The following is a 25,671-nucleotide window of genomic DNA, read 5'->3' as shown; positions in this document are numbered from 1 at the left end:
CCATGATCGTATTTCCCGCCATCGACCTGAAGCAGGGCCAGGTCGTGCGCCTCGCCGAAGGCGATATGGCGCGCGCCACCGTCTATGGCGACAATCCCGCCGCGCAGGCGATGCTGTTCGCCGAGGCCGGGTCGCAGTTCCTCCACGTCGTCGATCTCGACGGCTCTTTCGCCGGCAGGGCGGAAAACCGCGAGGCGGTGGAAGGTATTCTGGAGGTCTTTCCCGGGCACGTGCAGCTGGGCGGCGGCATCCGCACGCCCGAGGCGGTGGCGGGCTGGTTCGAGCTGGGCGTCAGCCGCGTGGTGATGGGCACGGCGGCGCTCAAGGACCCGCAGTTCGTCAAGGACATGGCGAAGGAATACCCCGGCGGTATCGTCGTGGCCGTCGATGCGCGCGACGGCATGGTCGCCACCGAAGGCTGGGCGGAAGTCTCGGACGTCTCGATCGTCGACATGGCGCGCCGCTTCGAGGACGCGGGCGTTGCCAGCCTGCTGTTCACCGACATCGGCCGCGATGGCCTGCTCAAGGGCTGCAACGTGCAGGCGACGGTCGATCTGGCCCGCCAGACCGACCTTCCGGTGATCGCCAGCGGCGGCGTGAAGGGGCTCGACGACATCCACATGCTGGCGCTGCACGCAGCCGATGGTATCGAAGGGGTGATTACCGGCCGCGCGCTCTATGACGGACGGCTGGACCTGACCGCTGCCATTGGCATCGCCGGGCGCGCGTGATGAGCGACAATCGCCTCGTCGGCCTGTTGCTGGTGCTGGTGACCCTGCCGGGCCTGGCCTGGGCCTGGGGCGATTATCGCGGCGGTACCGCGCGCATGACGCTGTTTAGCCGTCGGCGCAGTTCCGAACCTGTCTCGCGTGACAGTGATCCCCGCCGTTTCTGGGCCTATACCGGGTTCAATGCCTTGCTGTTCGCGCTCATGCTGGCGGGCGGCGTTTTTCTGATGGTGAAGCCATGACCGTGCGCATCCGCGTCATCCCCTGTCTGGACGTTGCCAATGGCCGCGTGGTCAAGGGTGTCAACTTCGTGGATCTCAAGGACGCGGGCGATCCGGTCGAGCAGGCGCGCGCTTACGACGCGGCAGGGGCGGACGAACTGTGCTTCCTCGACATCACCGCGAGCCACGAGGCGCGCGGCACGCTGCTCGACATCGTCCAGCGCACCGCGGAAGTCTGTTTCATGCCGCTGACCGTGGGAGGCGGCGTGCGCACCGCCGAGGATGCCCGCGCGCTGCTGCTCGCGGGTGCGGACAAGGTCGCGGTCAATTCCGCGGCCGTCTCGCGGCCCGAAGTCGTGGCGGACATTGCCGAGAAATTCGGCTCGCAGTGCATCGTCGCCTCGGTCGATGCCCGGCGCACGGCACCGGGCAAGTGGGAAATCTTCACGCACGGCGGGCGCAAGGCGACCGGGATCGATGCGCTGGAACATGCCGTGAAGCTGGCCGATTACGGCGCGGGGGAATTGCTGGTCACGTCGATGGATGGGGACGGCACCCAAAAGGGCTATGACCTTGAACTGACGCGCACGATTGCCGATGCGGTGTCGGTTCCGGTGATCGCTTCGGGGGGCGTCGGCACGCTCGACCATCTCGTGGCAGGCGTTACGCAGGGCCATGCCAGTGCGGTGCTGGCCGCTTCGATCTTCCACTTCGGCACCTATTCGATCGCGGACGCGCATGCCGCGTTGCGTGCGGCGGGCCTGCCTGCGCGCGGATAAGGTATTTCCGGGGGGTGATCCGTATCGGGACAGGTGGGGAAGCGCTGTTGCAGCAATGCGGCGGCAGTAGGATGGAGCAGGCAAGTTTCGACTCGTTGGGGTCTTCGCGTGCCTTTCTTCAGATACCTGCCGGCCTCGCTTCCGGTGCTTCTTGCAGCTTCTCCGGCCCATGCTTCGGGAGGCATTGCCTTGCCTGAGCCCAGCGGCCTGTTCCTGCTGGCCATGGGCATCACCGGCGTCGTTCTCGGCCGGCATTTTTCGTCCAGGAAGGGCTCGGAATAAGCGCTGGCCGCAAGCTGACGGCTTGACCGCGCGCGGCCTGCGCCGCATGGCAGGCGCATCATGAGCAGTCCCGACAGTCTCGCCCGTCTCGAAGCCACGATTGCCGCGCGCCGCGGTGCCGATCCCGATTCCAGCTATGTGGCGAAGCTCAATGCCAGGGGCCTCGGCAAGATTGCGCAGAAGCTGGGCGAAGAGGCCACCGAAACGGTGATCGCCGCGCTGACGCAGGACCGCAAGGAGCTGGTGGGCGAGGCCGCCGACCTGATCTTCCACCTCATGGTCCTGCTCGGTGCGAAGGACGTGCCGCTGGCCGAAGTCCTCGCCGAACTCGACCGCCGCGAGGGCACTTCCGGCATTGCCGAGAAGGCTTCGCGTCCCAGGGACTGATCCCGTCCACTTCGGAGAGACCGATGCCCATCGATCCCAAGCTGCCCTACGACGAGAACAATATCTTCGCGAAGATCCTGCGGGGCGAACTGCCCTGCAACAAGGTCTATGAAGACGAGCACGCGCTGGCCTTCCACGATATCCGTCCGCAGGCGCCGGTTCACGTGCTGGTGATCCCGAAGGGTGCCTACGTCTCGTGGGATGATTTTACCGCCAAGGCTTCCGATGCCGAAATCGCGGGCTTCATGCGATCGGTGGGCAACGTCACGCGTCAGCTCGAGCTGGATGGGCCGGGGTATCGCCTGATGGTGAACATGGGCACCGCAGGCCATCAGGAAGTGCCGCACCTGCATGTCCACATCTTCGGCGGGCGCCAGTTCTTCCAGATGATCGCCGATTGAGCGATCCGGAAGCACTATTCACCGGAAATTTGGGTGTAAGGCGGCCCGGACGTGCGGCGAGGCGGCCTTAGCGGCTTTGCAGCGCAGCGTAGCCTCGTTACACAACCCGCCGCATGACGGCTTTCCCCCAACCCGACAAAGGCGTGATCGATGGTGACACGCACCGTTACGCCCTGCGCGTGTTCTACGAAGATACCGACGCAGGCGGCGTGGTCTATCACGCGAACTACCTGCGCTGGTTCGAGCGCGCGCGATCCGATCTGGTCGAGCTGCTGGGCATTGACCAGCGCGCTTCGCTGGAATCGGGAGAAGGTGTCTACACTGTCGCCGAACTCACGATCCGCTATCTTTCGCCCGCCCGTCTGGGGGACACCGTGGTGCTAGAGACCACCGCCTGCCAGGTCGGCCGCGTCAGCTGCACGTTGCGCCAGGCGGCGCTGCGCGGCGGCGTCCGTCTGGCCGAGGCAACCGTAAAGGTCGGGTTCATCGGTCCTGACGGACGACCACGCCGACAACCCGCCGCCTGGCGAGACGCTTTCGCATTGCTCCTGGGAACGCCCGATTCTGGCCGACGGACCGGCCCGGAAGGACAAGAATGACACTGGATCTGCTCGCTTCCACCCTGAATTTCGCTGGCGACACGGGCCGGCTCAACCCGGTCAGGCTGTTCCTCGATGCAGACATCGTGGTGCAGGCGATCATGCTCGGGCTGATCCTTGCCAGCATCTGGGTCTGGACGATCATCGTCACGTTCCTCCTGCGCATGGGCAGCGTCACGCGCCGCTGCAACGAGTACGAGGAAGGCTTCTGGGAAGCGGAGAACTTCGAAGCCTATCAGAAGGGCCGGAGACGCGGGGACGTGCCGCTGGGCAAGGTCGCCGGCGCCGGACTGGCCGAATGGCGCCACAACGCCACCATGCGCAGCGTCGACCATGAAGGCGCGCGCCAGCGCATCGCGATGGCCATGAATTCGGCGGTCGGCGAAGAGGCGGACAAGCTGGCGACCCGTCTCAATTTCCTCGCGACGGTGGGTTCGGTGGCTCCGTTCGTGGGCCTGTTCGGCACTGTCTGGGGCATCATGAACAGCTTCTTCCAGATCGGGCAGCAGCAGAACTCGTCGCTGGCCGTGGTCGCGCCGGGTATTTCGGAGGCGCTGTTCGCCACGGCCATCGGCCTGTTCGCGGCAATCCCGGCGGTGATCGCCTACAACCGCTTCTCGCACCGGGTGAACACCTTCGAGACGCGTCTGCAGCGCTTCGCCGACAAGCTGCACGCCGCCCTGACCCGACAGCTGGAGTCGCGTTGATGGCCATGGGCCTGCACTCCTCCGACGGCGGCAGGGGACGGCGCGGCGGGCGCAGCCGCGCGCCGATGGCGGAGATCAACGTGACGCCGCTGGTCGACGTGATGCTGGTGCTGCTGATCATCTTCATGGTCACCGCGCCGCTGCTCAAGGCGGCCGTGCCGATCGAGCTTCCCGAAAGCCGCGCCAAGGCGATGAGCGAGGAAGCGGACCAGCTGACCATCAGCGTTCGCCGCGATGGCACGATCTTCTTCGAGACTTCGCCCCTGGCTCCCGGCGAGCTGCCCGAACGGCTTGCATCCGTGCGGCGCGGGCCCGACGGCAAGCTGCCACTGGTGACGCTGCGCGCGGACAAGGCGCTCGATTATGGCCGGGTCATGGACGTGATGGGCGAACTCAACCGTGCGGGCTTCACGTCGATTTCGCTCGTGACCGACGTCAGCGGCGGTTCAGGCAGCTGAGCTAGGATCGCGCGGATGGCATCCATCGGCCTCAGGAAGGACGAAAGCATCGGTCTCGCCGTCGCGGTTGCGCTTCATGCGGCCGTGCTGGCGGCGCTGTTGATCCGTCCTCCGCACCATGCCGTCGTCACGCCGCCCCAGCGCATCGAAGTGACGATCAGCGATCTCTTCGGGCGCACGTCGACTTCGCCCGATCCATTCAGCAAGGCCGCTCCCGACCGTGGGCCGGTGCTGGGCGAACCCGTGCCGCAACCGGCGCTCGTTCCAGAGATCGTGCCCGAGCCAGAACCGCAGCCGGCGGCTCGCGCCGAGGAACCCCGACCATCACGCGCGGAACCCAAGCCCGCGGAGAAACCCGCACCCAGGGCCACGCAGCGGCCCAAGCCGGCCCCGAAGACAGCATCGAAGTCCTCCAGCCGCAAGACCAGCGCGATAGACGACATCGTGTCGAAGCCCAGCCGCGCCAGTTCTTCCGCTGCGACGAGCCGGAGCAGCACCACGCCGAGGAAGGCGGGCAGCAGCACGTTTGCCCAGGCATTCGAAAGCGGGCTTCCCGGTGCCACGTCGGATTCCGGCCACGGCATGCCCGCGTCACAGCTCGGACCGCAAGTCCGCTCGTCCCTTTCGGCGGCGATCACGCGGCAGCTCAAGCCGCACTGGAGCCCGCCCGAAGGCGTCGATTCGGAGAAGCTGGTGACGATCCTTTCGTTCAACCTCAATCCGGACGGCAGCCTCGATGGACGGCCGCAGGTCGTGCGCCAGCTTGGCATTACCGCCGCCAATTCGGCCCAGGCGAGCCGGCACGCCGAGCAGGCGATCCGTGCTGTTCAGCTTGCTTCACCTTTTAATCTTCCCTCGGAGTACTACGATGCGTGGAAGCGCGTTTCGTCGTTCCGCTTTGACGTGAGGCTATCCCAATGACCGCCCGTTCGTTCCCGTTCGTTCTGGCCTTCGCCCTTGCGGGCGCTGCGCCGCTGGCAGCCCAGGCTCCCGCCAGCGTACCCGACACCGCGGCGCAGGCCGATCAGGAGCCCGAGGACGGCGGGCTGACGGGCTCGGTCTCGGCGGACGGCGCCTGGCAGGACCTGGGCATCGCGATCACCGTCTTCGCCACCGATGCGGACGTGCCCACGCGCACCAATGCCGGCTCGACTGCCGCGCTGGGCCGCGCGCTCTCGACCGTGGTCGCGGCCGATCTCAAGGATAACGGGCTGTTCAAGCCGGCGGGCCCGATCGGGCTGCCGCAGCCTTCCTTCGGCGAGGTCCGGGCACCCAACTATCCGGTATGGGCGTTCCGCAGCGCCGAGATGCTGGTGCAGGGCTATGTACACGCCAATTCCGACGGCAGTCTCACGGTGGGCTGCTACCTCTACGACGTCGCGCTCAAGCAACAGCTTGCCAAGGCCGGCTGGAAAGTCGCTCCGGTGGAGTGGCGCCGGGCCGCGCACAAGTGCGCCGACATGGTCTATTCGCGTCTGTCGGGCGAAAGTCCGTTCTTCGATTCCCGCATCGCCTACATTGCCGAGACCGGCCCGAAGGGACACCGCACCAAGCGCCTTGCCGTGATGGATTCGGACGGGGCGAACATGCGCTATCTGACCAGCGGTCAGGCGACCGCGCTGACCCCGCGCTATTCGCCCGACTATTCGCAGCTGCTCTATCTCTCCTACCTCAACGGAGAGCCGAGCATCTATATCTACGACCTGAATACGAACACGCAGAAGCTGCTCGTGCGCAGCAAGAATTCCACGTTCGCGCCGCGCTGGTCGCCCGACGGGAAGTGGGTGCTCTATTCGATGGCGATCGCGGGCAATACCGACATCTACAAGATCCCCTCGGGTGGCGGTCAGGCGGTGAAGCTGACGGACAGCCCGGGCATCGACATCGGCGGCAGCTTCTCGCCGGACGGCAGCAGGATCGTGTTCGAGAGCGACCGTTCCGGCAGCCAGCAAGTCTACGTGATGAACGCGGATGGCAGCAACCAGCACCGCATCAGCTTCTTCGGCGGCCGCTCGGCCACGCCCGAATGGAGCCCGCGCGGAGACCAGATCGCCTTCACTCATATCGCGGGCGACCTGCGCATCGCGGTGATGACGCCCGATGGGCGCCACATGCGCTATCTTACCAATTCCTGGCAGGACGAGGCCCCGACATGGTCGCCCAACGGGCGTATCGTGCAGTTCTTCCGGACCGAGAAGAACACCGGCAACGCCTCGATCTGGCAGGTCGACCTGACCGGACGCAACGAGCGCAAGCTGCCCACTCCGGTGGGCGCGTCCGATCCCGCCTGGGGGCCGATACGACCCTGAGGCAACCAGCCTGAGCGCACCGCTGTGCGTTCAGGTTGACTTCGCCAGCGAATGAACGGAACCTCACCCCTTGCCAGCCGTTATCGCAGGCTGTGCAGCACAGGAGATTGCATCATGTCTTCTTCCCACCAGATGTCCCGACACGCCAGGAACAGCGCGATGTTGCTCCTTCTCGGGGGTGCCCTTGCGGTTTCTGCCTGTGCCACCAAGGCGCCCAAGGAACTGCCGCCCGAGCCCGGGCCGGCAACGACCACGACGACGGCGCCGACCCAGCCGCTTGGTCCCGAGGCGGGCAGCCAGGCCGACTTCGTCGCCAGGATGATGGGCGCGGACACGATCTATTTCGACACCGACAAGTACAACATCGACTCGATGGATCAGGCCGCGCTTGGCAAGCAGGCGCAGTGGCTGATGCAATATCCGGGCAAGCGCGCCACGATCGAGGGTCACTGCGACGAGCGCGGCACACGCGAATACAACCTGGCGCTGGGCGAGCGCCGGGCCAATGCCACGAAGAACTACCTCGTGAGCCTCGGCGTCGATCCCTCCCGGCTTTCGACGATCAGTTACGGCAAGGAACGTCCGGTGGCGCTCGGCTCGAACGAGCAGGCCTGGGCGCAGAACCGCCGCGCGGTCACGATTACTATCGATTGATCTGCCAGGTTCGACAGAACCCGCGGGGCGCCGGCAGCCGATTTATGGGCTCCCGGCGCCCCGCAAGGCTTGCATCGGGTTCGATTCGCAGCTTATCGGCAATCGGATGAGCCGCGCACGCCGATCCAATGACTGGGGATTCCCGCGCTGGCGCGGCTATGGCAGCTCGCGCGAGGCGGCGAAGGTGCGCCTGTGCGACCGTCACGGCTGCAATGAGACGGGCGATTGCCCCGCGCCCAAGAGTCCCAACAGCCCGGACCGCTGGTACTTCTGTCAGAAGCACGCGGCCGAATACAATGCCGGGTGGGACTATTTCGCCGGACTGGACAAGGAAGCCGCTGCGGAGCGCGAGGCGCAAGAGCGGTCCGAGAGCGCCGGCTATCAGGAATCTGCGCATTACGGCTGGGCAAGCTCGGGCGACGGCACCCGCAGCCGCGACGAACTGCGCGCGCTGGAGGCACTTGGCCTCGAACCTGATGCCGACTTCGATGCGGTGCGCAAGGCTTGGCGGACCAAGGCCAAGGAAGTGCACCCCGACGTGCGTCCGGGCGACGCCGATGCCGCCAAGGCGTTTCAGACCTACCAGCTCGCCTATGAAGTCCTGCGCGCGGCGGAAGAGCGGCGGGAGTGGAAAGGGTAGCGCGCCTTAGCGGCTAGCCGCGTCCTGCCAACGTCGCCATTATCCACACCACCGCGACGATCATCGGCGCCCCGGCCACGTCCAGCAGGAAACCGGCGCGGATCATGCGCGGCAGTTCGATGCGCCCGGTTGCCCAGGCGATGGCATTGGGGCCGGTCCCGGCAGGCAGCATGAAACCCCAGCTTGCGGCGAGCGCGGCCGGCATGGCGAGCAGCAGGGGATCGACGCCCAGCGCCACGGTCAGGCTGGCTATCACCGGCATGATCCCGCTGGCGGTGGCGACATTGCTGGCGAATTCGGTGACGAGGATCACCATCGCGGTGATCGCGAGGGCCACCAGCGGCAGCGGTACGGCTGAAAGCGGTAGCAGCGATTGACCCAGCCATTCGGCGAGCCCCGACCGGCCCATGCCCGCCGCCAGCGCCAGACCGCCGCCGAACATCATGATGACGTCCCACGGCGCGCGGTTCGCCTCTTCCCAGGTCAGCAGCCTGCGGCCCGTGCCATCGGGGAGCATGAACAGCAGGAGGCTCACGCCGATGGCGACGGTGCCGTCGGTCAGCGAGTCTTCGGGCAGGAACGGGGCGAGGGCGCGGCTTCCCATCCACAGGGCAAAGGCGACCACGACCAGCGGCATCAGCCGCTTTTCCGGTTCGCTCCAGCGCGGGTGCACGTGAATGGCGCGGCGCGCGCCGTCGATGTCGAAGGGATGGGCCGCGACGGCCTGGGTGCGGGCGATGATCCAGGTCGCCAGCGGGACGCCGGCCAGGACGACCGGAACGCCGATCATGCTCCATTGCGCGAAGCTTACGTGCACGCCGATGGTCGTATCGAGCAGGGCGACGGCGATGGCATTGGTGGGCGAGCCGACGATCGTTCCAAGGCCGCCGATCGATGCGGCAAAGGCGATCCCCATCGGCAGCGCGCCGGCCAGTCCCTTGCGATCACCCTTGGCAATGCCTCCCGCCTCGATCACGGCGATGGCCATGGGCATCATGATCAGCGTGGTAGAGGTGTTCGAGATCGCCATGGACAGGATCGCGGCGGCCATCATGAATGCGAACAGCAGGCGTGACGCGCCGCCTGTCGAGCCCAGCCCTTCCAGCAGCGCCAGCGCCAGCCGCCGGTGCAGCCCGGTCCTTTCGATGGCAAGGGCGAGGAAGGCGCCGCCCAGGATCAGGAACAGCGTGGGCGAATAGTATGTTGCGGCCGTTTCCTTCGCCGTCATGATCCCGGCGAACGGCAGGACCACGAAGGGCATCAGCGCCGTGGCGGTCAGCGGTATCGCCTCGGTCATCCACCAGGTCGCCATCAGCCCGACCAGCCCGGCGATGATCCAGGCCTGTGCCGACATGCCCGTCGGCGGTGGCAGTACGATTGTCGCGGTCAACAGTACGAGTCCGGTAACGAACCCGATCGTCCTGGCATTCATGCCCGTTGTTCCCCCCTTTGCCCTTTCCAGAGGTTACACACAAAACCGTGAGGAAAGCGAGAGTTGTCCATTTGCGAGGGAAGCGTGCGTGGCTTTCCGCCTGCAGCCCGATGAGCCCCGGGCATTACTTTTATGTATCGATAGGGCCATTACTATGCATTGGACGCCACCTATTTCGCTTCCTAGCCTGCGTCGGACAGAAACGAGGAGGGAAGTCATGACGGGCACGAAGCGTAGATCGGCACTGCGCATGCTGGCGCTGGCGGGCACGATGCTGGGAGCATGCCTGGTTGCGCAGCCACCTGCGGGAGCGCGCGATACCGCGCCTGCGCAATCCGGCGAGGTTCAGGCCCGGCAGGCGCCGAACGTCCTGGTATGGATGGTGGACGATGTCGGCTTCGGGCAGATCTCCAGCTTCGGCGGTCTTGTCGATACGCCCAACATCGATCGCGTCGCCAGCATGGGGCTGCGCTATGCCAACTACCATACGGCGCCGATTTGCTCGGCGGCGCGCGCCTCGTTCCTCACCGGGCGCATGCCGCATACCATCCATGTCGGCGGGCATGCGGCGGGTGCGACGGCCTCTCCCGGCTACGATGCGAAGATCCCGGCGGAGGACGGCACGATCGCGGCCAACCTCCATGCGGCGGGCTATGCCACGTTCGCAGTGGGCAAATGGGATCACCTGCCGACCGAGGAAGCGACCCCGGCCGGCCCCTACACGCATTGGGCGCTGGGACAGGGTTTCGATCGCTTCTACGGCTTCCTTGCCGCCGATGCCGACAACTTCAACCCGATCCTGGTGAATGACCTGACCCCCGTGGCACGGCCGCGAACGCCCGATTATCACCTCAGCGCGGATCTGGCCGACAAGGCGATCGGGATGATCGATGTCAGCCACGCGCGCGATCCGGCTCGCCCGTTCTTCATGTACTGGGCGACCGGCGCCGCGCATGCGCCGCACCACGCGCCCCCGGAATGGATCGCGAAATACAAGGGCAAGTTCGATCAGGGCTGGGACAAGGTGCGCGAACAGGTTCTGGCCCGCGAAATCGCGCAAGGACTCGTTCCCGAGGGGACGAAGATGGCCCCGCCGCCCGAAGGCATGCCTGCGTGGGACAGCCTCTCGCCCGAGGCGCAGAAGCTCTACGCGCGGCAGATGGAGGTCTTCGCTGCCTCGCTTGCCTATGCCGATGCCCAGTTCGGCCGTATCCTCGACCACCTGCAAGCCATGGGCGAACTCGACAACACGATGATCGTCATCGTCTCCGACAATGGCGCGAGCGCCGAAGGCGGGCCCAACGGCCTGTTCAACGAGGCGCAGGTGACCGGCGGGCAGCCGCCCAGCATCGCCAGCAACATGCGCTTCTACGACGACTGGGGCGGGCCGAAGACATATCCGCACTATGCCTACGGCTGGGCGCTCGCGGGCGATACGCCGTTCCGGTACTGGAAGCAGACCACGCACGAGGGCGGTACGCGCGTGCCGCTGGTGATCGCCTGGCCCGATCGCATCAAGGCGCAGGGGCAGGTGCGGCAGAACTTCGTCCATGTCGCCGACATTGCGCCGACGATCCTCGATGCGCTGCACGTGCCGCTGGCGCCGACCGTCAACAATGTCGCGCAGGCGCCGATGGAAGGCGCCAGTGTGGCGGCCAGTTTCACGCAGCCAGGCAACCCGCGCGACGGGCGGGCGCAATATGTCGAACTCTACGGCAACAAGGGGCTGTGGGAGAAGGGCTGGTCGATCGTTACCACGCACCGCACCCGCACCTGGGACTGGAACACGGCCAGGACCTTCGACGAGCCATGGGAACTCTACGATCTCGTCACCGATCCGGGCGAGACCACGGACCTTGCGTCAAGCCAGCCCGAGCGTGTGGCGGCCATGGCGCGTGAGTTCGATGAACAGGCACGGCGCTACCACGTCTATCCGATCCACAATCTTAGCGACACGGCGGCCGAATCGATGGGCAAGGCGCTGGCCGACTTCAGGCGCCGCAAGGGCAAGTGGCATTTCCCCGGGCCGGTCGGGAATATCCCGAGCACGGTGGCGCCGCCCATCAGCATGCTGGGCTTCACGATGACCGCGAAGCTGGACCTGCCGGACGCGAAGGTGACGGCGCCGGTGTTTTCGTCGGGCGGCCAGATGGGCGGCATCGCGCTCTATCTCAACGAGGGCCGGCCGGAATTGCTGCTCAGGGCGGTGGATGGTTCGGGCGTGTCCGTGCTTGCCGATAAGCCGGTTCCCTCGGGGGCTTCCGCTCTCGAACTCGATCTTGCGAAGGGCGAACGGGGGGCGGATGGACTTTCCACTTATCAGGTCACCATCCGTTCGGGCGACGCGGTGCTGGTCGACAAGCCGGTGCGCTTTGCCCTGCCCTGGTACTTCGGCCTGTCCGAGACGTTCGGGGTGGGCGTGGACAACGGCTCGCCGGTTCTCGCCGGTGCGGCCGTCGACGTGCCGTTTCCGGGTAAACTGACCGATGTCGAGTTCGCCTTCGATCCCGAGGCGCGGCCTTTCCCCAGTCTCGGCCACTGACGAACGGACTGGAATGAACAAAGGGCGCTCCTGCCGGAGCGCCCTTTGCTTGCCATTGGCGATGTGCCGTGGCGCCTTACTTGGGCGCCAGCACCATCAGCATCTGGCGGCCTTCCATGCGCGGATAGGCTTCGACCTTGGCGATCTCGGCCACGTCTTCCTGGACGCGGCGCAGCAGGTTCATGCCGAGCTGCTGGTGCGAGAGTTCGCGGCCACGAAAACGCAGGGTAACCTTCACCTTGTCACCGTCGCCGATGAAGCGGTTCACGTTGCGCATCTTGGTTTCATAATCATGATCGTCGATGTTCGGACGCATCTTGATCTCTTTGATCTCTTGCGTCTTCTGCGTCTTGCGCGCGGCATTGGCCTTTTTCTGGGCCTCATACCGGTACTTGCCGACATCGAGGAACTTGCACACCGGCGGGTCGGCGTTCGGGGAAACCTCGACGAGGTCCAGACCCACGTCAGCTGCCTGTTCGATCGCCTCTCGGGTGTACATCACGCCAAGGTTTTCGCCGTTCTCGTCGATGACGCGGACCTTGTCGGACTGGATCATGTTATTGTAGCGCGGTCCGCTCTTGACGGGCGGTGTCATCATGCGCCGGGGTGGGGGTGCTATAAGCGTTCTCCTGACTCGTTATCGTCTATGGCTCGGATTCGGGGGTCATTAATGCGAATCGCGCCTGCACGCAAAGCAGGATTTCACGCATGATTCGTTAAGATTGCCCCAGCCGGTGCGACCGGCCTTGTTCTTAATATGGGCCTTTATGCGGCCTTTCGCCAGAGGGGATAGTGAACCAGCTTTTCCTGCGCGGGCAGCAGGGCGTCGATCGCGTCCGCCGGTTGCAGTGCGGAAAGGATGATCGGGTCGGCGGCATTCATGCCGCCGGTCAGCGCTCCGAAAGCGGGCAGGACCAGCCTGTTTTCGCTTCGCACCACGCAGGGACGGGCAATGCGCCGCCCGCGTGCCGCGACTACCAGGCGCGGGTGGAAGTGGCCGGAAAGCTCGGGCTTGCTCGTGCCCGGGCGGGCCATGTGGCGCAGCATCAGGCCGCCGATCTCCAGTTCCTCGAGGCAGGTTCCTCCGGCGCTCGTACCCAGTTCTGGATCATGGTTCCCGGTGATCCACACCCAGTCGAGCGCACGGGTGAGCGCTGCCAGCATGCCGGCGGCATGCGGTTCGAGTCGCTCCGGTCCAAGGCTGTCGTGGAAGTTGTCGCCCAGCGCGAAGACGCGCCGCGCGCCGGTGCGGCGCACGGCCTCGGCAAGCCGGTTGAGCGTTTCGCGGCTGTCGTAGGGCGGCAGCATCTGCCCGCCGCGCGCGAAGTGGCTGCCTTTCTCCAGATGGAGGTCCGCCACCAGCAACGCCTGCTCACGCGGCCAGAACAGCGCGCAGGCGCGGCCCGGCTCCCCGGAGACGAGATGCATTTCGTGCGTTCGGAACGAAAAGGGAACCATGGCTTTTCCTTGCCGCAGGGCGTGCGATTTGGCAAGCGCGCACGATGACCGACTGGACCCCTTATTCCGCCCGCGCCAGCGAATGGTTCCAATCCCTGCGCGATGCGATCTGTGCCGAATTCGAAGCGATCGAACGCGAGGCGGGCTCGGATGCCGCCTTCGAATACACCCCGTGGAAGCGCGCGGCCGTTGAAGGCGGTGAAGGCGATACCGGCGGCGGTACGCGGGGGCTGATGAAAGGCAAGGTCTTCGAGAAGGTCGGGGTCAACATCTCGACGGTCGCTGGCGGGCTGGAAAAGGACTTTGCCGCCACTATCAACGGTGCGTCGGCCGATCAGAACGCGTTTTCGGCGACGGGCATCAGCCTGGTTGCGCACATGGCCAACCCGCACGTGCCCGCCGTCCACATGAACACCCGCTTCCTGACGACGACCAAGGCGTGGTTCGGCGGCGGCGCCGATCTCAACCCGCCGCTGCCCTACGACGAGGACACGGTCGAATTCCACGCCGAGTTCAAGGCCGCCTGCAATGCCCACGGCGCCGATTACTACGAGCGTTTCAAAGCCTGGGCCGACGAGTATTTCTATATCCCCCACCGCAAGGTCCATCGCGGGGTCGGCGGTATCTTCTACGACCACCTGGAATGCGCGGATGAAGCCGCATGGGAAGCGAATTTCGCATTCACCAAGGCGGTAGGCGAAGCGTTCCTGGCGGTATTTCCGCGCATCGTCCGCCGGCGCATGGGCATGGATTTCACGCCGGCGGACAAGGCCCGGCAGCTCGAATGGCGCGGTCGCTATGCCGAGTTCAACCTCGTCTACGACCGCGGCACGCTGTTTGGCCTCAAGACCGGCGGCAATATCGATGCGATTCTGATGAGCTTGCCGCCCGAGGCGACCTGGAGCTGAGTCCCACGACCGTCACGCTGGCGTTGCACACTGCTGCCCTCAGACGCAGTTTCGACAAGTTAACTGTCTGAAAAATCGCGGTCATGTGATGATCGCACGGCGCGCCGCGTGCGCGTCACCGGTACCATGAAAGGGCACGCCGTGAGCAAGAGACTGGCCATCGTTCTGAGCGGCGGTGGCGCCAAGGGGGCCTTCCAGGTCGGCGTGCTCGACGCGCTGCTGGGCAAGCACCGGGTTAAGCCGCAGATCGTCGTCGGCACCTCCACCGGCGCGATCCAGGCGCTGGGCGTGGCGCAGGGCGATATTGACCGGCTTAAGGATTTCTGGCTCGGCCTGAGGAAAGACAGCGACATCTATAAGAAGCGCTGCCTGCCGATCGCCGCGATTACGGGAGCCGATGCCATCTACAACGCGCGGCCGCTGCGCAAGCTGCTCGCCGGGCTCTACAGCCCCGCGCGGCTGGCTGCATCGGGCATTGCCTTGCGGCTGGGCGTGGTGAACCTGCAGTCGGGCCAGTTCCAGGCGATCGACGAGACCATGCCGGGGATCGACGACTGGGTCTATGCGAGCTGCGCGATGCCGGTCTATTTCGATCCGCTCGGGACCAGCGACGGCGGCCAGTGGGTGGACGGCGGCGTGCGTGATGTGACGCCGATCGGCGCGGCGATGAAGGAGAACCCCACCGGCGTGCTCGTGATCCGCGCTTCACCCCCGCCCGGATCGGTGAAGGACGAGGACTTCGGCAACCTGATATCGATCGGGCTGCGTTCGGTGGGCATCCTCCAGGCGGAAGTGTCGCGCAACGATCTGGCGAATACCGGCCTGATCAACGACCTGCTCGCCGCGCGCGACAGGATGTGGGCAGAGCTGACCGCGGCGGGCAATTCACCTGCCGAAGTCGAGCGACTGCTGGCGCCGCTCGATGCCACGGTGGCCCGGTACCGGCTGGTCCCCGTGCGCATGATCGAGCCGACGGAAGACTATTCCGACACGCTCGAATTCGATCCCGCCAAGATCCGCCGGGCCATGGCGGCCGGTCGCGAAGCGGTCGACAGGCACTGGGACGAGATCAGGGATGTTGTGACCTGAGGGCAGCGCGCGCCGCGGCGGGTTTTGCGGTTCCAGAAGAAAAGCGGTTGCAAAATCTGCATCTTGACTGCTTCCCTCTTGTCGCAGCGCAGAAAATGCTGACATGAGAGACTGGCATGTTGCGCCAGTACGAACTTGTAGAACGCGTCAAGGAATACGCGCCCGAGGCCGACGAGGCCCTGTTGAATCGCGCCTACGTCTATACCGTGCAGAAGCACGGCACGCAGAAGCGGGCGAGCGGCGATCCCTACTTCAGCCACCCGGTCGAAGTCGCGGGCCTGATGACCGAACTCAAGCTCGACCAGCAGACGATCATCACCGCGCTGCTCCACGATACGGTCGAGGACACGCTCGCCACGATCGACGAGATCGAGAAGCTGTTCGGCCCCGATGTCGCGCGGCTGGTCGACGGCGTGACCAAACTCTCGAAGATCGAGGTCATGACCGAGAGCGAGCGTGCGGCGGAAAACCTGCGCAAGTTCCTGCTGGCGATGAGCGAGGACTTGCGCGTCCTGCTCGTGAAGCTGGCGGACCGCCTGCACAACATGCGCACGCTGCACTTCATCAAGAACCCGGAAAAGCGCCAGCGCATCGCCCGCGAGACCATGGACATCTATGCCCCGCTGGCCGAGCGCGTGGGTATGTACGAATACATGCGCGAAATGCAATTGCTGGCCTTCGAGCAGATCGAACCCGAGGCTTATGCGACCATTACCGGCCGTCTGGCGCAGATCCGCAGCCAGGAAGGCGGCCAGGTCGATGCGATTGCCCTGGCGATCAAGCAGGCGCTGGCAGAGGCGGACATTAACGTTGAGGTGACGGGGCGTGAGAAGCACCCCTATTCTATCTGGCGCAAGATGGCCGAGCGCCATGTCACGTTCGAGCAGATCACCGACATCATGGCGTTCCGCGTGCTCACCGACACGCCGGACGACTGCTACCGCGCGCTCGGCGTGCTGCATCAGACCTGGCAGATGATTCCCGGCCGCTTCAAGGACTACATCTCGACGCCCAAGTCGAACGGCTACCAGTCGCTGCATACCGCGCTGATCTATGAAAACTCGATGCGCATGGAAGTGCAGATCCGCACGCGCGAGATGCACCGCCTCAACGAATTCGGCCTTGCCGCGCACTGGGCCTACAAGCAGGGCGGTTCGCGTCCCGACGGGCAGGTCGGCTGGCTGCGCGACCTGATCGAGATCGTCGATACCAGTCACGACGCCGAGGAACTGCTCGAGCATACCAAGCTGGCGATCTATCAGGACCGCATCTTCGCCTTCACGCCCAAGGGGGCGCTGCATCAGCTGCCCAAAGGCTCGACCGCGGTCGACTTCGCCTATGCCGTGCACACGGATCTCGGCAATGCCGCGGTGGGAGCCAAGATCAACGGTCGTCACGTGCCGCTGCGCACGCGGCTGTCGAACGGCGACGTCGTCGAGGTTATCAAGAGCGCCAATTCGGAGCCGCAGCTTTCCTGGCTTGGCTTCGTCGTCACCGGCAAGGCGCGCGCCGCTATCCGTCGCGCGGTACGGGCCAAGGAACGCTCCGAAGTCGCCGAGATCGGCTCCAAGCTGTTCGCCGAGATCGTCGACCGCCTGCAGCAGCGCATCGGCAAGAAGGCGATCGACAGCGCCATCAAGCGGCTGGAACTGCGCGACGAGGAAGACCTGATGTTCGCCATCGGCTCTGGCCGGCTGAGCGACCGGCAGGTGATGGAGGCGCTGGTTCCCGGCAGCACGGCCGAATTGCCCGAGGATCCGGAATGGACGCGCGCCGAGAAGGCGATCTCCATCAAGGGCCTCACTCCGGGCATGGGCTTCGAACTGGCCGAGTGCTGCCACCCGGTGCCGGGCGACCGCATCGTCGGCCTGCGCCGGCCTGACAAGAAAGTGGAAGTCCACACCATCGACTGCCTGACTCTGGCGAACGGCGTCGATGCCGACTGGCTCGACCTGTCATGGGGCTCGCGCACCACCGGTGCGACCGGCCGCCTGCGTCTGGTGCTCTACAACCGGCCGGGCACGCTGGCGGAAGTGACACAGATCTTCGCGTCCAACCGGGCCAATGTCTCGAGCCTCAACATGATCCAGCGCGACGAGCCCTTCGGCACCTATGAAGTCGATCTCGAGGTCGCCGATCTCGCGCACCTGACGCGGATCGTCGGCGCGCTGCGCGCCAGCGAGGCCGTGGCCGAGGCGGAGCGCCTCTGACAGGCGTTCCCGTCAGACCTCCAGAAATATCTCCACTTCGTCGCCGGCCGACAGATCCTCGGCGCGGCGGACCGAAGCCTTGACCGGCAGCAGCCAGCCCCCGTCCGACTTGCTGGGAAAGACCGAAGTCGCAAAGGAGGTGTCGCCAATCCGCGCCTTGACCTTGAGCGAACCGAAGCCGCGCGCATTGCCTTCCAGCTTGCGCATCAGCGCGGTTCCGGACAGCGCCTCGCCCGCCGCGCCGTCGATGGTCACGAAGTGCCAGGTGCCGCTGCCCGAAGCGCCGGTCCAGCGCCACAAGGCGCCGGTGTGTGAGAGGTGCTCGGTGTGAAGGGTCACGGCTTCACCGCCCGGATCGGCACCGGCACGTTGCACACGTCGACGCCGCCCGCCGGCTGGATGTAGAAGGCGTCCTTCCGGTTGGCCCGCTTGTCGGCATAGGCGGCAAAGCTGGCGCTTTCGGTCGAGAGGTATGCGTAGGCGGGCAGGCCGGAAACGTCGTCGCCCATGCGCACCGAAACGATCGGCGTGCGCTCTTCGGGAGTCTCGTAGAAGCTGAGTTCCCCCGTGCCGCGCGGCAGCGAGGACAAGTGCTCGATCCCCGCGATCACGCGCCCGACCAGCGCGATGTTGCGATCGAGCTGACGTGGCGCGTGCCCGATCACGGCATAGAGCTCGGCCCCCGTGCCGGTGTCGGGCGAGACATTGCGGCCGACACCGACCATGCCGTAGCAATGGACGGGCCAGGCAAACCCGTGCGTCGGGAACAGGCCCTGCTCGTTTGAGACCCCGTAAGCGAAAGGCCAGCCATCCACGAATCCAGTTACATTCGCGTAGGCGTCGTGGTCTGTGGAGAGAAAAGTGACGGATCGCTTGCCTGTCTTCGTCAGCAACGTTCCCCGCTCACTCGTTCCGTTCGCCCCGGGCCTGATGAGAGCCTCGACGCCTTTGACAGTGGTGGCATATTCGCTTTCCGGCACGACGTTCAGCCCCTCGGGCAGCGGCTTGGCCTTTTCCGGAACTTCGCCATCGGGATCGCCCCACTGCACGACATAATTGTCCTGCACCCGCACCACCGCGATCCCGTCGTACCAGTGTTCGGAGACAAGCCTGCGGATGTTCTCCACCCATCCTTGCGAGAAGGGCGCGGGCACGAGCTGGATTACCACGCGCCGCGGCCGGCCGGCGGCGTCGGGGGCCAGATCCATGACCATGAGGTCGGAGGGGGCAATCCGTACCCAGTCCGCGGCCGGCGCAGCCACGACGATCTGGTCCGGCGTCTGCAATAAAGGCTGCTCTTGGGCCATGGCCGGAAGGGCAGAGCCGGCCGATGCCAGCAGGGTGGCCACAAGGCCCTGAAGAATTTTGCGCATGTCCTGTTAGATGCCATGCCCTGACCGCTTGCGAAACCCCGCAACCCGCGCTAGGGCGCGCGCTCACCAGCGATGCGGAGCGGTGGCCGAGTGGTCGAAGGCGCACGCCTGGAAAGTGTGTATACGGTAACCCCGTATCGAGGGTTCGAATCCCTCCCGCTCCGCCAGCCACGCTTTTTCAAGCAGGCTCACAACGTCTCAAGACGTCCATAAAATCATTTAAAATCTGTTGGTTGCGAGATTTCGGCGTCTCAGGTAATCTTGCGCCGGATCCTTTGAGCGCGCCGCAAAAGAGGGTCCCAAAGAGGGTCCCGATCCGGGGCCGACATACCACAGCAACCTTTGACCCATGGCGGGAAGGGGTCTTGAACAGGAGTTCGAGATCGTGACCAGTCATGCCCTTAACCGCCTCACCGCCACTCGCGTTGCCGGTATCAAAGAACCAGGCCGCTACGCGGACGGTGGCGGCCTGTTCCTGTTTGTCGACGCCACTCGCCGTCGCTGGCTGTTCCGATACACCTGGCGCGGTGCCAAGAAAGAGCTTGGCCTCGGCAGTGCCCGGTCCCTCTCCTTGGCCAAGGCTCGGGAGAAGGCAGCAGAGTATCGCGCCATGCTTAGCGAAGGCAAAAATCCTAAGGTTGAACGAGCTAAGGCAAACCGATCCGTCACTTTCGGCGAGTACGCGGACAGCTTTGTCGAGACTATGTCGCCATCGTGGAAAAACGCGAAGCACATCGCTCAGTGGAAGATGACGCTGACAGTCTATGCCGCACCGATCCGCCCACTGTTGTTGCATGAGATTGAAACTGATGATGTCCTACAAGTGCTGCGACCACATTGGAGCCGGGTTCCCGAGACTGCCGATCGGCTTCGCGGTCGAATTGAGAATGTGTTGGATGCTGCCAAAGCAAACGGACTTCGGGAAGGTGAGAACCCTGCGCGATGGCGTGGTCACCTTGACCAACTCCTCCCGCGTAGGCGCAAGTCCTCGCAGAGCCATCATGCAGCGCTGCCCTTCAACCGCATCAAGCGGTTCATCCGGGCGCTCAGGAACCGTCCCGCTGTTGCTGCGCGGGCACTTGAATTCCTGATTCTCACCGCCGCGCGCACTGGAGAGGTTCTCAATGCGGATTGGGAAGAGATTGATCTTCGCCAACGTATCTGGATTATTCCAGCTGATCGGATGAAGGCTGAGCGCGAGCATCGGGTACCTCTGACCGAGCCGGCAATTGCTATCTTGAAGGCGACACCCCCAAAGTTTCGGACCGGTTTGATCTTTGAGCGCAACAGCAAAGGCGTTCCGCTCAGCATTATGGCGATGCCGATGCTATTGCGCCGGATGAACATCGTAGAGACTGTGCACGGATTTCGCTCCACGTTTCGAGACTGGGCATCGGAGACAACCAATTTTCCGAGTGAAGTGTGCGAGATGGCTCTTGCCCATACAATTCCAGGCAAAGCCGAGGCTGCCTACCGGCGAGGCGATCTCTTCAATAAGCGTAGAAAGCTGATGGAGGCGTGGGCAAAATACTGCGGCTACGAGGCGGAAAAAGAGACTAAAGGGGAATCGTTAAATTCGCATTCTCCATAATTGCCCTTTGTCCTCAAAGTTTGGATCGAAGCCATCCAAAATGGTAGAGAATACTCATTCCTCATTCCATCGCTATCGTAATTCGTATAGCATTAGGGTGCTTCATGACACCGTGTCGGGCAATCCGTGAGGAACCCGCAACTTGGATGTCATCCATTCTCTAGAGATTTCTGGCCTGTGCAGCCGCAGACGTGATCGTTGGCCGTGCTGCTACGCGCTGCGAAGTGTAGGGATCGCTGCGGTACAAGCCGATCCATTTCCCTTTAAACGAGCAGTCGTAACATTAAGTTTGTCGGCATTGGCCCGCTTGGTAGGCGCGACATTGGCGAAATGCCGGGCGCGTTTTGCCGGACGCTTCCGCTTGTCGCACATCAACCTCACGCAAAGCACTTGGTTCTATGTCGTGCAAAAGGACGAGGGAGGAAGGGGAGGGAGTCTCAGAGGTCTGAGCGGACGGAAAGTGCCAATCGCGGAACTGAGACTGGTTCGGCGATGACGCAGCCATCCCGTTTCAAACAGTCAGACCTTACTCGCGCCATCAAGGCGGTCGAGGCCGCTGGCATGCACGTCGGCCGGATCGAAATTGATCCCAACGGGCGTATCGTTCTCCATGCAGTTACGGCCTCCGGAACGGCGATGCCTCGGCGTGAGAGCAGCTGGGACGATCTATTGCGATGAGACGCCGATTTTTGCCCAAATACGTAACGGCGTTTATCGACCGCCACGGCAAGGAGCGTTTGCGCTTTCGGCGCACCGGATTCGAAAGCCACTATTTCAAATCCGAGCTGGGAACCGAGGCGTTCCGTCAGGAATATCGGGCATGCCTGGATGGTCGGGAAGTTGCCGCACCAGTGAAGGTCAAGCGCAGCGCTCCGGGGACTATTGATGACCTCGTGGCACGATATTGCTCTTTGCCGTCACGGCTAGGTCCGACTGAAATGACCCAGCGAAAAATTCGCGGCATCCTAGAGAAATTCAGAAAGGTGCATGGGCATCGCACTGTTGCGGATCTGGAATTTGAACATGTTGAGGCCATCTTGCAGCGCAAAATGGAACGGCGGAAGGTCGGCTCGCGAATCGAAGGCGGCGTTGAGGCCGCTCGCAAGCTCCGAAAGGAATTGGTCCGCCTGTTCGATTTCGCCGTCAAATCCCGGATGATAGATCGCAATCCCGCAGCTTTGGCCGACCGTATCAAGATCGCTCCGGGCGAACGTTCCAAAGGCTATTACAGTTGGACTGAGAGCGACATAGACCAGTATCGCGAATGCCATCCTCTGGGATCTCGCGCTCGGCTTGCGATGGAATTGATGTTGTGGACTGGGCAGCGTCGGATTGATGCAATCCACCTTGGTCCCAGGCACGTAGCGACCGGGCGTATTGAACTCAGCCAATCCAAGGGGGGGAAGGTCCTGGGTTTACCCGTCGCACCTCAGCTTCTCGAAGCAATTGTCGCCATGCCTCCATTACCGGAGGGTGCGGAATGTTTCCTTCTGAACGAACTGGGCCGCCCGTTCACCAATGCCGGATTTGGGAATTGGTTTCGAGATCGATGCGACGAGGCCGGATTGCATAAGTGCACTGCACACGGCCTGCGAAAGGCGATGATGCGGCGCTTGGCGGACGTTGAGACGAGCCAGCAAGGCCTCAAGTCGGTATCAGGTCACAGCCGCGATGAAGAGGTGGCAATCTATGTCCGTGGCGCTGAGCAGAGACGTCTTGCCGCAGCCGCTATCGCCCGAGTCTCCGACTGGGAAAAATTGCCTGAAACAGAAAAGGAAGATGCGCTCGCAGAGGCCGCAAAATCGGCTCTATCGGCGTGGAAAATGTCTAACCTTGGAGGGAGTTAGACATCAAGTTAGACATTTTTCTTCGCAAATATTTGAAATTAAGAAGAAAAATGAAAAGGTTGGAGGCCCGAGCCGGAATCGAACCGGCGTATACGGATTTGCAGTCCGCTGCGTCACCACTCCGCCATCGGGCCGCCCGTGTGGAGGAATGCGCGCCTAGCAACGGATCGGGCGGGGCGCAACTCAGATTCGTGCGTTCTGCGGCAATTCCCACTGGAGCGGTGCGGCGCCCGGAGCTTGCCGGCGTTTTGCGCCCAACGGGGCTGGGCAGATGGCGGCCCTTTCTTCGGCCGCATTCCTGTAGCTATAGTGCAGCGTGTCGTTTTCCTTTCGTCGAGGAGTATCGCCCATGATTCTAGGAGCTGTCCTCGCCGGGGGGATGTCGGCCCGCTTCGGCAGCGACAAGGCGCTGGCGGAACTCGATGGGCGAACCTTGATCGCGCTGGCCGTGGACGCCCTTGCAGGCTGGTGCGAGCACGTGATCGTGGTGGGGCGCGAGACAGCGCCCGCACCGACGCTTCCCGATTGGCCGCGGCCGGGCATGGGGCCGCTGGGAGGGCTGGCGGCGGCTTTGCATCACGCGCTCGACGAGGGATACGAAACGGTGCTTACATGCGGTGTGGATGCCGCATACCTGCCCGACGATCTGCTCGAACGGCTTTCGCCCGGGCCTTCCTGCCTGGCCTCGCAGCCGGTGATCGGGCTATGGCCGGCGGCAGCCGCGCCTGAGCTGGAAGCGCTGCTGCACAGCGATCAGCGCCATTCGATGCTTCGGTTCGCCGAAACGATCGGTGCACGCCGGGTGCAGATTGCGTCTGCCGTCCCGAATATCAATACACCCGGAGACCTCGCTGCGATTTCAGGTCCACGCTGAGGCTCGGTTCCGCGCGTCCGTTTCCGGATGTGCGGCCGGCGGCGGGGCGTGAAACGCGCATGGTGGCAGGCATGCTCGTGAGGGGGGCGTCGCGCCCGTTCGCGATTTGCAGGCGGTAGCCGCCCTGCGATGCCGTTTCGATGATGCCTTCCAGTCCAGCGAATGCCAGCTTGCGCCGCAACCGCGACATGTGGACGGCGATGCTGTTGGTTTCCGGCACGAAGCCCATCCGCCAGACATCCTGGATGAGCGTTTCCTTGCTGACGGCTTCGTTGGGGTTGTCTGCCAGTCGCCAGAGCAGGGCGAATTCGCGCGGGTTCAGGTTGACGGGCCTGCCGTGACCGTAGGCCTCGCGGGCGAGCAGGTCGAGTTCGAGTGCGCCGAAACGGCGCTGGCGGGGCAGCCAGTGCGTTGTCTCGACGGTGCGGCCGACACGGGCCCCGAGCTCCTCGATGTCGATCTCGTCCGAAACCGCGTCGCCGAAACCGATTTGCAGAAGGGTGGCGCGCTCATGCGCGCGCCTGATTCCGGTGACCACGATGAAGCGCCGCACTTCGGGCGAGTAGGCGGCGAGGACTTTCATCCACGCGACACTGTCGAGCCCCTGCGTATCGATCATGCTGACGCAGTCGGTGTCCGGCTCCTGTCCGTCGTCCAGAAGCCAGCCACAGCGGCGCAAGTCGAAACCGGTCGGCACCGGCTCCGGGCCGATCCAGCGAAACCGGAATGAATCACGCTCGCGCTGATTCGAAGCGTCCATTAGTCCCCCCATTGGTGCCTTGCGGCAAGGTCGTGGGGAAAAGGATCGGCCCGGGTGCCCTTTCGAACAACTCGCAAAATCTTACAGGGAAGACCTGTGGTTTTTCCCTATATTTGGCGGTTTGCCTGTTAGTTTGTGGGGGTATTCACCCCCATGGACGTCAGGTAGCGCTTCACGTTGCGTGCGGCCTGGCGCAGGCGCTGTTCGTTTTCGACCATGGCGATGCGCACGAAGCCCTCGCCGTCCTCGCCATAGCCAACGCCCGGCGCCACGGCGACATCGGCATGGGTGAGAAGCTGCTTGGAAAATTCCAGGCTGCCCATGTCCTTGAGCGCGGGCGGAAGGGGAGCCCAGGCGAACATCGACGCCTTGGGGCTCGGGATCTCCCATCCGGCGCGGCCGAAGGCCTCGACCATGACGTCGCGGCGCTTCTGGTAGAGCTGGCGGTTGCGTTCGACGATGTCCTGCGGACCGTTGAGCGCGGCGCAGGCAGCCGCCTGGATCGGGGTGAAGGCGCCGTAGTCCAGATAGGACTTCACGCGCGTCATCGCCGCGATCAGCCGCTGGTTGCCCACGGCGAAGCCCATGCGCCAGCCGGCCATCGAATAGGTCTTGCTCATCGAGGTGAACTCGACCGCCACGTCCTTGGCACCCGGCACTTCGAGGATCGAGCGGGTCGGGTTGCCGTCATAGTAAAGCTCGGAATAGGCAAGGTCGGACAGGACCCAGACCTTGTTCTCCTTCGCCCAGGCGACGAGGCGTTCGTAGAAGGCGAGGTCCACCGTCTCTGCCGTCGGGTTCGACGGATAGTTCACCACCAGGATCGAGGGGCGCGGCACGGTGAAGGCCATCGCCCGGTCGAGCGAGCGCCAGTAGTCCTCGTTCGGCGTGGTCGGCACCGAGCGAATCGTCGCGCCGGCAATGATGAAGCCGAAGGTGTGGATCGGGTAGCTGGGATTGGGGGCCAGCACCACGTCGCCCGGCGCGGTGATCGCGGTCGCCAGGCTGGCAAGGCCTTCCTTCGAGCCCATCGTCACGACGACTTCGCTCTCCGGATCCACTTCGACGCCGAAACGGCCCGCATAGTAGTTCGCCTGGGCGCGGCGCAGGCCCGGAATGCCCTTGGACTGCGAATAGCCGTGGGCGTCCGGCTTGCGGGCGACTTCGCACAGCTTGTCGATCACGTGCTGGGGCGGGGGCAGGTCGGGGTTGCCCATGCCGAGGTCGATGATGTCCCTGCCCGCCTGACGTGCCGCGTGGCGCATCGCGTTGACTTCGGCGATGACATAGGGCGGCAGTCGCTTGATGCGGTAGAACTCGTCTTCCATGACCTCTTTGAATCCATATGTGTAGCGGCACCAGCGCCGCATCGTCCCTGTAGGGGATTACGCTCGTTGCGCAAATGGCTCTTCGTTGCAAAGA

27 protein-coding genes and 2 tRNA genes are annotated in these 25,671 nt (G+C 64.3%); 21 read left to right on the top strand and 8 right to left on the bottom strand.

Annotation, left to right across the window (positions count from 1 at the left end; translation table 11 throughout):
• Positions 1-2 precede the first annotated feature (2 nt).
• From hisA to NZK81_RS00440, 13 genes are all read left to right on the top strand, one after another.
• A complete protein-coding gene (hisA, locus tag NZK81_RS00500; protein WP_260043072.1) occupies positions 3-731 on the top strand; it encodes a 1-(5-phosphoribosyl)-5-[(5-phosphoribosylamino)methylideneamino]imidazole-4-carboxamide isomerase in 729 nt (242 codons plus the stop codon).
• Complete coding sequence (locus tag NZK81_RS00495; RefSeq protein ID WP_260043071.1) at positions 731-970, top strand: hypothetical protein; 240 nt, start codon at positions 731-733, stop codon at positions 968-970. The genes hisA and NZK81_RS00495 overlap by 1 nt, the downstream gene beginning before the upstream one ends.
• A complete protein-coding gene (gene hisF / locus NZK81_RS00490; RefSeq protein ID WP_260043070.1) occupies positions 967-1,728 on the top strand; it encodes an imidazole glycerol phosphate synthase subunit HisF in 762 nt (253 codons plus the stop codon). Before NZK81_RS00495 ends, hisF begins: the two co-directional genes overlap by 4 nt.
• Positions 1,729-1,917: 189 nt before the next feature.
• Positions 1,918-2,010, top strand: a complete 93-nt coding sequence (locus NZK81_RS00485; protein WP_260043068.1) for a PEP-CTERM sorting domain-containing protein — start codon at positions 1,918-1,920, stop codon at positions 2,008-2,010.
• A 60-nt stretch (positions 2,011-2,070) separates the two neighbouring features.
• Positions 2,071-2,397 carry a phosphoribosyl-ATP diphosphatase gene (locus NZK81_RS00480; RefSeq protein WP_260043067.1) on the top strand — a complete coding sequence of 109 codons (327 nt, stop codon included), beginning with the start codon at positions 2,071-2,073 and terminating at the stop codon, positions 2,395-2,397.
• A 23-nt stretch (positions 2,398-2,420) separates the two neighbouring features.
• Positions 2,421-2,798 carry a histidine triad nucleotide-binding protein gene (locus NZK81_RS00475; protein WP_260043066.1) on the top strand — a complete coding sequence of 126 codons (378 nt, stop codon included), beginning with the start codon at positions 2,421-2,423 and terminating at the stop codon, positions 2,796-2,798.
• A 113-nt stretch (positions 2,799-2,911) separates the two neighbouring features.
• The gene (locus NZK81_RS00470) at positions 2,912-3,397 is read left to right on the top strand and encodes a YbgC/FadM family acyl-CoA thioesterase (RefSeq protein WP_260043065.1); all 486 of its coding nucleotides are present in this window, start codon (positions 2,912-2,914) and stop codon (positions 3,395-3,397) included.
• Complete coding sequence (gene tolQ, locus NZK81_RS00465) at positions 3,394-4,104, top strand: protein TolQ (protein WP_260043064.1); 711 nt, start codon at positions 3,394-3,396, stop codon at positions 4,102-4,104. Before NZK81_RS00470 ends, tolQ begins: the two co-directional genes overlap by 4 nt.
• On the top strand, positions 4,104-4,562 hold the full coding sequence (locus NZK81_RS00460) for an ExbD/TolR family protein (RefSeq protein WP_260043063.1): 459 nt from the start codon (positions 4,104-4,106) through the stop codon (positions 4,560-4,562). Before tolQ ends, NZK81_RS00460 begins: the two co-directional genes overlap by 1 nt.
• Positions 4,563-4,577: 15 nt before the next feature.
• Positions 4,578-5,483 (top strand): hypothetical protein, encoded by a 906-nt coding sequence (locus NZK81_RS00455; protein ID WP_260043062.1) that lies wholly within the window; start codon positions 4,578-4,580, stop codon positions 5,481-5,483.
• Positions 5,480-6,871 (top strand): Tol-Pal system beta propeller repeat protein TolB, encoded by a 1,392-nt coding sequence (gene tolB, locus NZK81_RS00450; RefSeq protein WP_260043061.1) that lies wholly within the window; start codon positions 5,480-5,482, stop codon positions 6,869-6,871. Before NZK81_RS00455 ends, tolB begins: the two co-directional genes overlap by 4 nt.
• Before the next feature lie 159 nt (positions 6,872-7,030).
• Positions 7,031-7,525 (top strand): peptidoglycan-associated lipoprotein Pal, encoded by a 495-nt coding sequence (pal, locus tag NZK81_RS00445; RefSeq protein ID WP_260043059.1) that lies wholly within the window; start codon positions 7,031-7,033, stop codon positions 7,523-7,525.
• Positions 7,526-7,631: 106 nt separating this feature from the next.
• A complete protein-coding gene (locus NZK81_RS00440; RefSeq protein WP_260043057.1) occupies positions 7,632-8,165 on the top strand; it encodes a J domain-containing protein in 534 nt (177 codons plus the stop codon).
• Positions 8,166-8,178: 13 nt separating this feature from the next.
• Here NZK81_RS00440 and NZK81_RS00435 read toward each other — a convergent pair whose 3' ends face one another.
• Entirely contained in the window at positions 8,179-9,597 is a 1,419-nt protein-coding gene (locus NZK81_RS00435) for an SLC13 family permease (RefSeq protein ID WP_260043056.1), read from the bottom strand.
• 217 nt (positions 9,598-9,814) lie between these two features.
• Here NZK81_RS00435 and NZK81_RS00430 point away from each other — a divergent pair, with 217 nt between their 5' ends.
• Complete coding sequence (locus NZK81_RS00430; protein WP_260043055.1) at positions 9,815-12,139, top strand: arylsulfatase; 2,325 nt, start codon at positions 9,815-9,817, stop codon at positions 12,137-12,139.
• A 76-nt stretch (positions 12,140-12,215) separates the two neighbouring features.
• On the opposite strand, the gene infC is transcribed toward NZK81_RS00430, so the two are convergent.
• Both infC and pdeM read right to left on the bottom strand, forming a co-directional pair.
• Complete coding sequence (gene infC, locus NZK81_RS00425) at positions 12,216-12,737, bottom strand: translation initiation factor IF-3 (RefSeq protein WP_260043054.1); 522 nt, start codon at positions 12,735-12,737, stop codon at positions 12,216-12,218.
• A 167-nt stretch (positions 12,738-12,904) separates the two neighbouring features.
• Complete coding sequence (pdeM, locus tag NZK81_RS00420; RefSeq protein ID WP_260043053.1) at positions 12,905-13,597, bottom strand: ligase-associated DNA damage response endonuclease PdeM; 693 nt, start codon at positions 13,595-13,597, stop codon at positions 12,905-12,907.
• Between the two features lie 44 nt (positions 13,598-13,641).
• Here pdeM and hemF point away from each other — a divergent pair, with 44 nt between their 5' ends.
• The 3 genes from hemF (at position 13,642) to NZK81_RS00405 (ending at position 17,804) form a co-directional block, all read left to right on the top strand.
• Entirely contained in the window at positions 13,642-14,505 is an 864-nt protein-coding gene (gene hemF, locus NZK81_RS00415; protein WP_260043052.1) for an oxygen-dependent coproporphyrinogen oxidase, read from the top strand.
• A gap of 141 nt (positions 14,506-14,646) precedes the next feature.
• Complete coding sequence (locus NZK81_RS00410) at positions 14,647-15,594, top strand: patatin-like phospholipase family protein (RefSeq protein ID WP_260043051.1); 948 nt, start codon at positions 14,647-14,649, stop codon at positions 15,592-15,594.
• A gap of 116 nt (positions 15,595-15,710) precedes the next feature.
• Positions 15,711-17,804: a RelA/SpoT family protein gene (locus NZK81_RS00405; protein ID WP_260043050.1), complete on the top strand. Its 2,094-nt coding sequence runs from the start codon at positions 15,711-15,713 to the stop codon at positions 17,802-17,804.
• Between the two features lie 12 nt (positions 17,805-17,816).
• On the opposite strand, the gene NZK81_RS00400 is transcribed toward NZK81_RS00405, so the two are convergent.
• Positions 17,817-18,143, bottom strand: a complete 327-nt coding sequence (locus NZK81_RS00400; RefSeq protein ID WP_260043049.1) for a DUF1905 domain-containing protein — start codon at positions 18,141-18,143, stop codon at positions 17,817-17,819.
• Positions 18,140-19,177, bottom strand: a complete 1,038-nt coding sequence (locus tag NZK81_RS00395; protein ID WP_260043048.1) for a peptidylprolyl isomerase — start codon at positions 19,175-19,177, stop codon at positions 18,140-18,142. Before NZK81_RS00395 ends, NZK81_RS00400 begins: the two co-directional genes overlap by 4 nt.
• A 76-nt stretch (positions 19,178-19,253) precedes the next feature.
• On the opposite strand from NZK81_RS00395, the gene NZK81_RS00390 reads away from it, so the two are divergent.
• From NZK81_RS00390 to NZK81_RS00380, 3 genes are all read left to right on the top strand, one after another.
• Positions 19,254-19,344: transfer RNA gene (locus tag NZK81_RS00390), tRNA-Ser, on the top strand.
• Positions 19,345-19,562: 218 nt separating this feature from the next.
• On the top strand, positions 19,563-20,768 hold the full coding sequence (locus tag NZK81_RS00385) for a tyrosine-type recombinase/integrase (protein ID WP_232512611.1): 1,206 nt from the start codon (positions 19,563-19,565) through the stop codon (positions 20,766-20,768).
• Between the two features lie 689 nt (positions 20,769-21,457).
• The gene (locus NZK81_RS00380) at positions 21,458-22,615 is read left to right on the top strand and encodes a tyrosine-type recombinase/integrase (protein WP_260043046.1); all 1,158 of its coding nucleotides are present in this window, start codon (positions 21,458-21,460) and stop codon (positions 22,613-22,615) included.
• A 60-nt stretch (positions 22,616-22,675) separates the two neighbouring features.
• Here NZK81_RS00380 and NZK81_RS00375 read toward each other — a convergent pair.
• Positions 22,676-22,749: transfer RNA gene (locus NZK81_RS00375), tRNA-Cys, on the bottom strand.
• A 215-nt stretch (positions 22,750-22,964) separates the two neighbouring features.
• On the opposite strand from NZK81_RS00375, the gene NZK81_RS00370 reads away from it, so the two are divergent.
• A complete protein-coding gene (locus tag NZK81_RS00370) occupies positions 22,965-23,489 on the top strand; it encodes a molybdenum cofactor guanylyltransferase (protein WP_260043045.1) in 525 nt (174 codons plus the stop codon).
• On the opposite strand, the gene NZK81_RS00365 is transcribed toward NZK81_RS00370, so the two are convergent.
• Both NZK81_RS00365 and NZK81_RS00360 read right to left on the bottom strand, forming a co-directional pair.
• On the bottom strand, positions 23,446-24,186 hold the full coding sequence (locus tag NZK81_RS00365; RefSeq protein ID WP_260043044.1) for a winged helix-turn-helix domain-containing protein: 741 nt from the start codon (positions 24,184-24,186) through the stop codon (positions 23,446-23,448). The two genes, NZK81_RS00370 and NZK81_RS00365, sit on opposite strands and share 44 nt — an antisense overlap.
• A 191-nt stretch (positions 24,187-24,377) precedes the next feature.
• Positions 24,378-25,577, bottom strand: coding sequence for an LL-diaminopimelate aminotransferase (locus NZK81_RS00360; protein WP_260043042.1), 1,200 nt, complete (start codon positions 25,575-25,577; stop codon positions 24,378-24,380).
• Positions 25,578-25,671: the final 94 nt, after the last annotated feature.

Origin of the sequence: Novosphingobium mangrovisedimenti, from assembly GCF_025153475.1 — a bacterium.
GTDB lineage: Bacteria > Pseudomonadota > Alphaproteobacteria > Sphingomonadales > Sphingomonadaceae > Novosphingobium > Novosphingobium mangrovi_A.
Note: the sequence above shows the minus strand (reverse complement) of the source record. Positions and strands in the feature narration are given on the sequence as shown.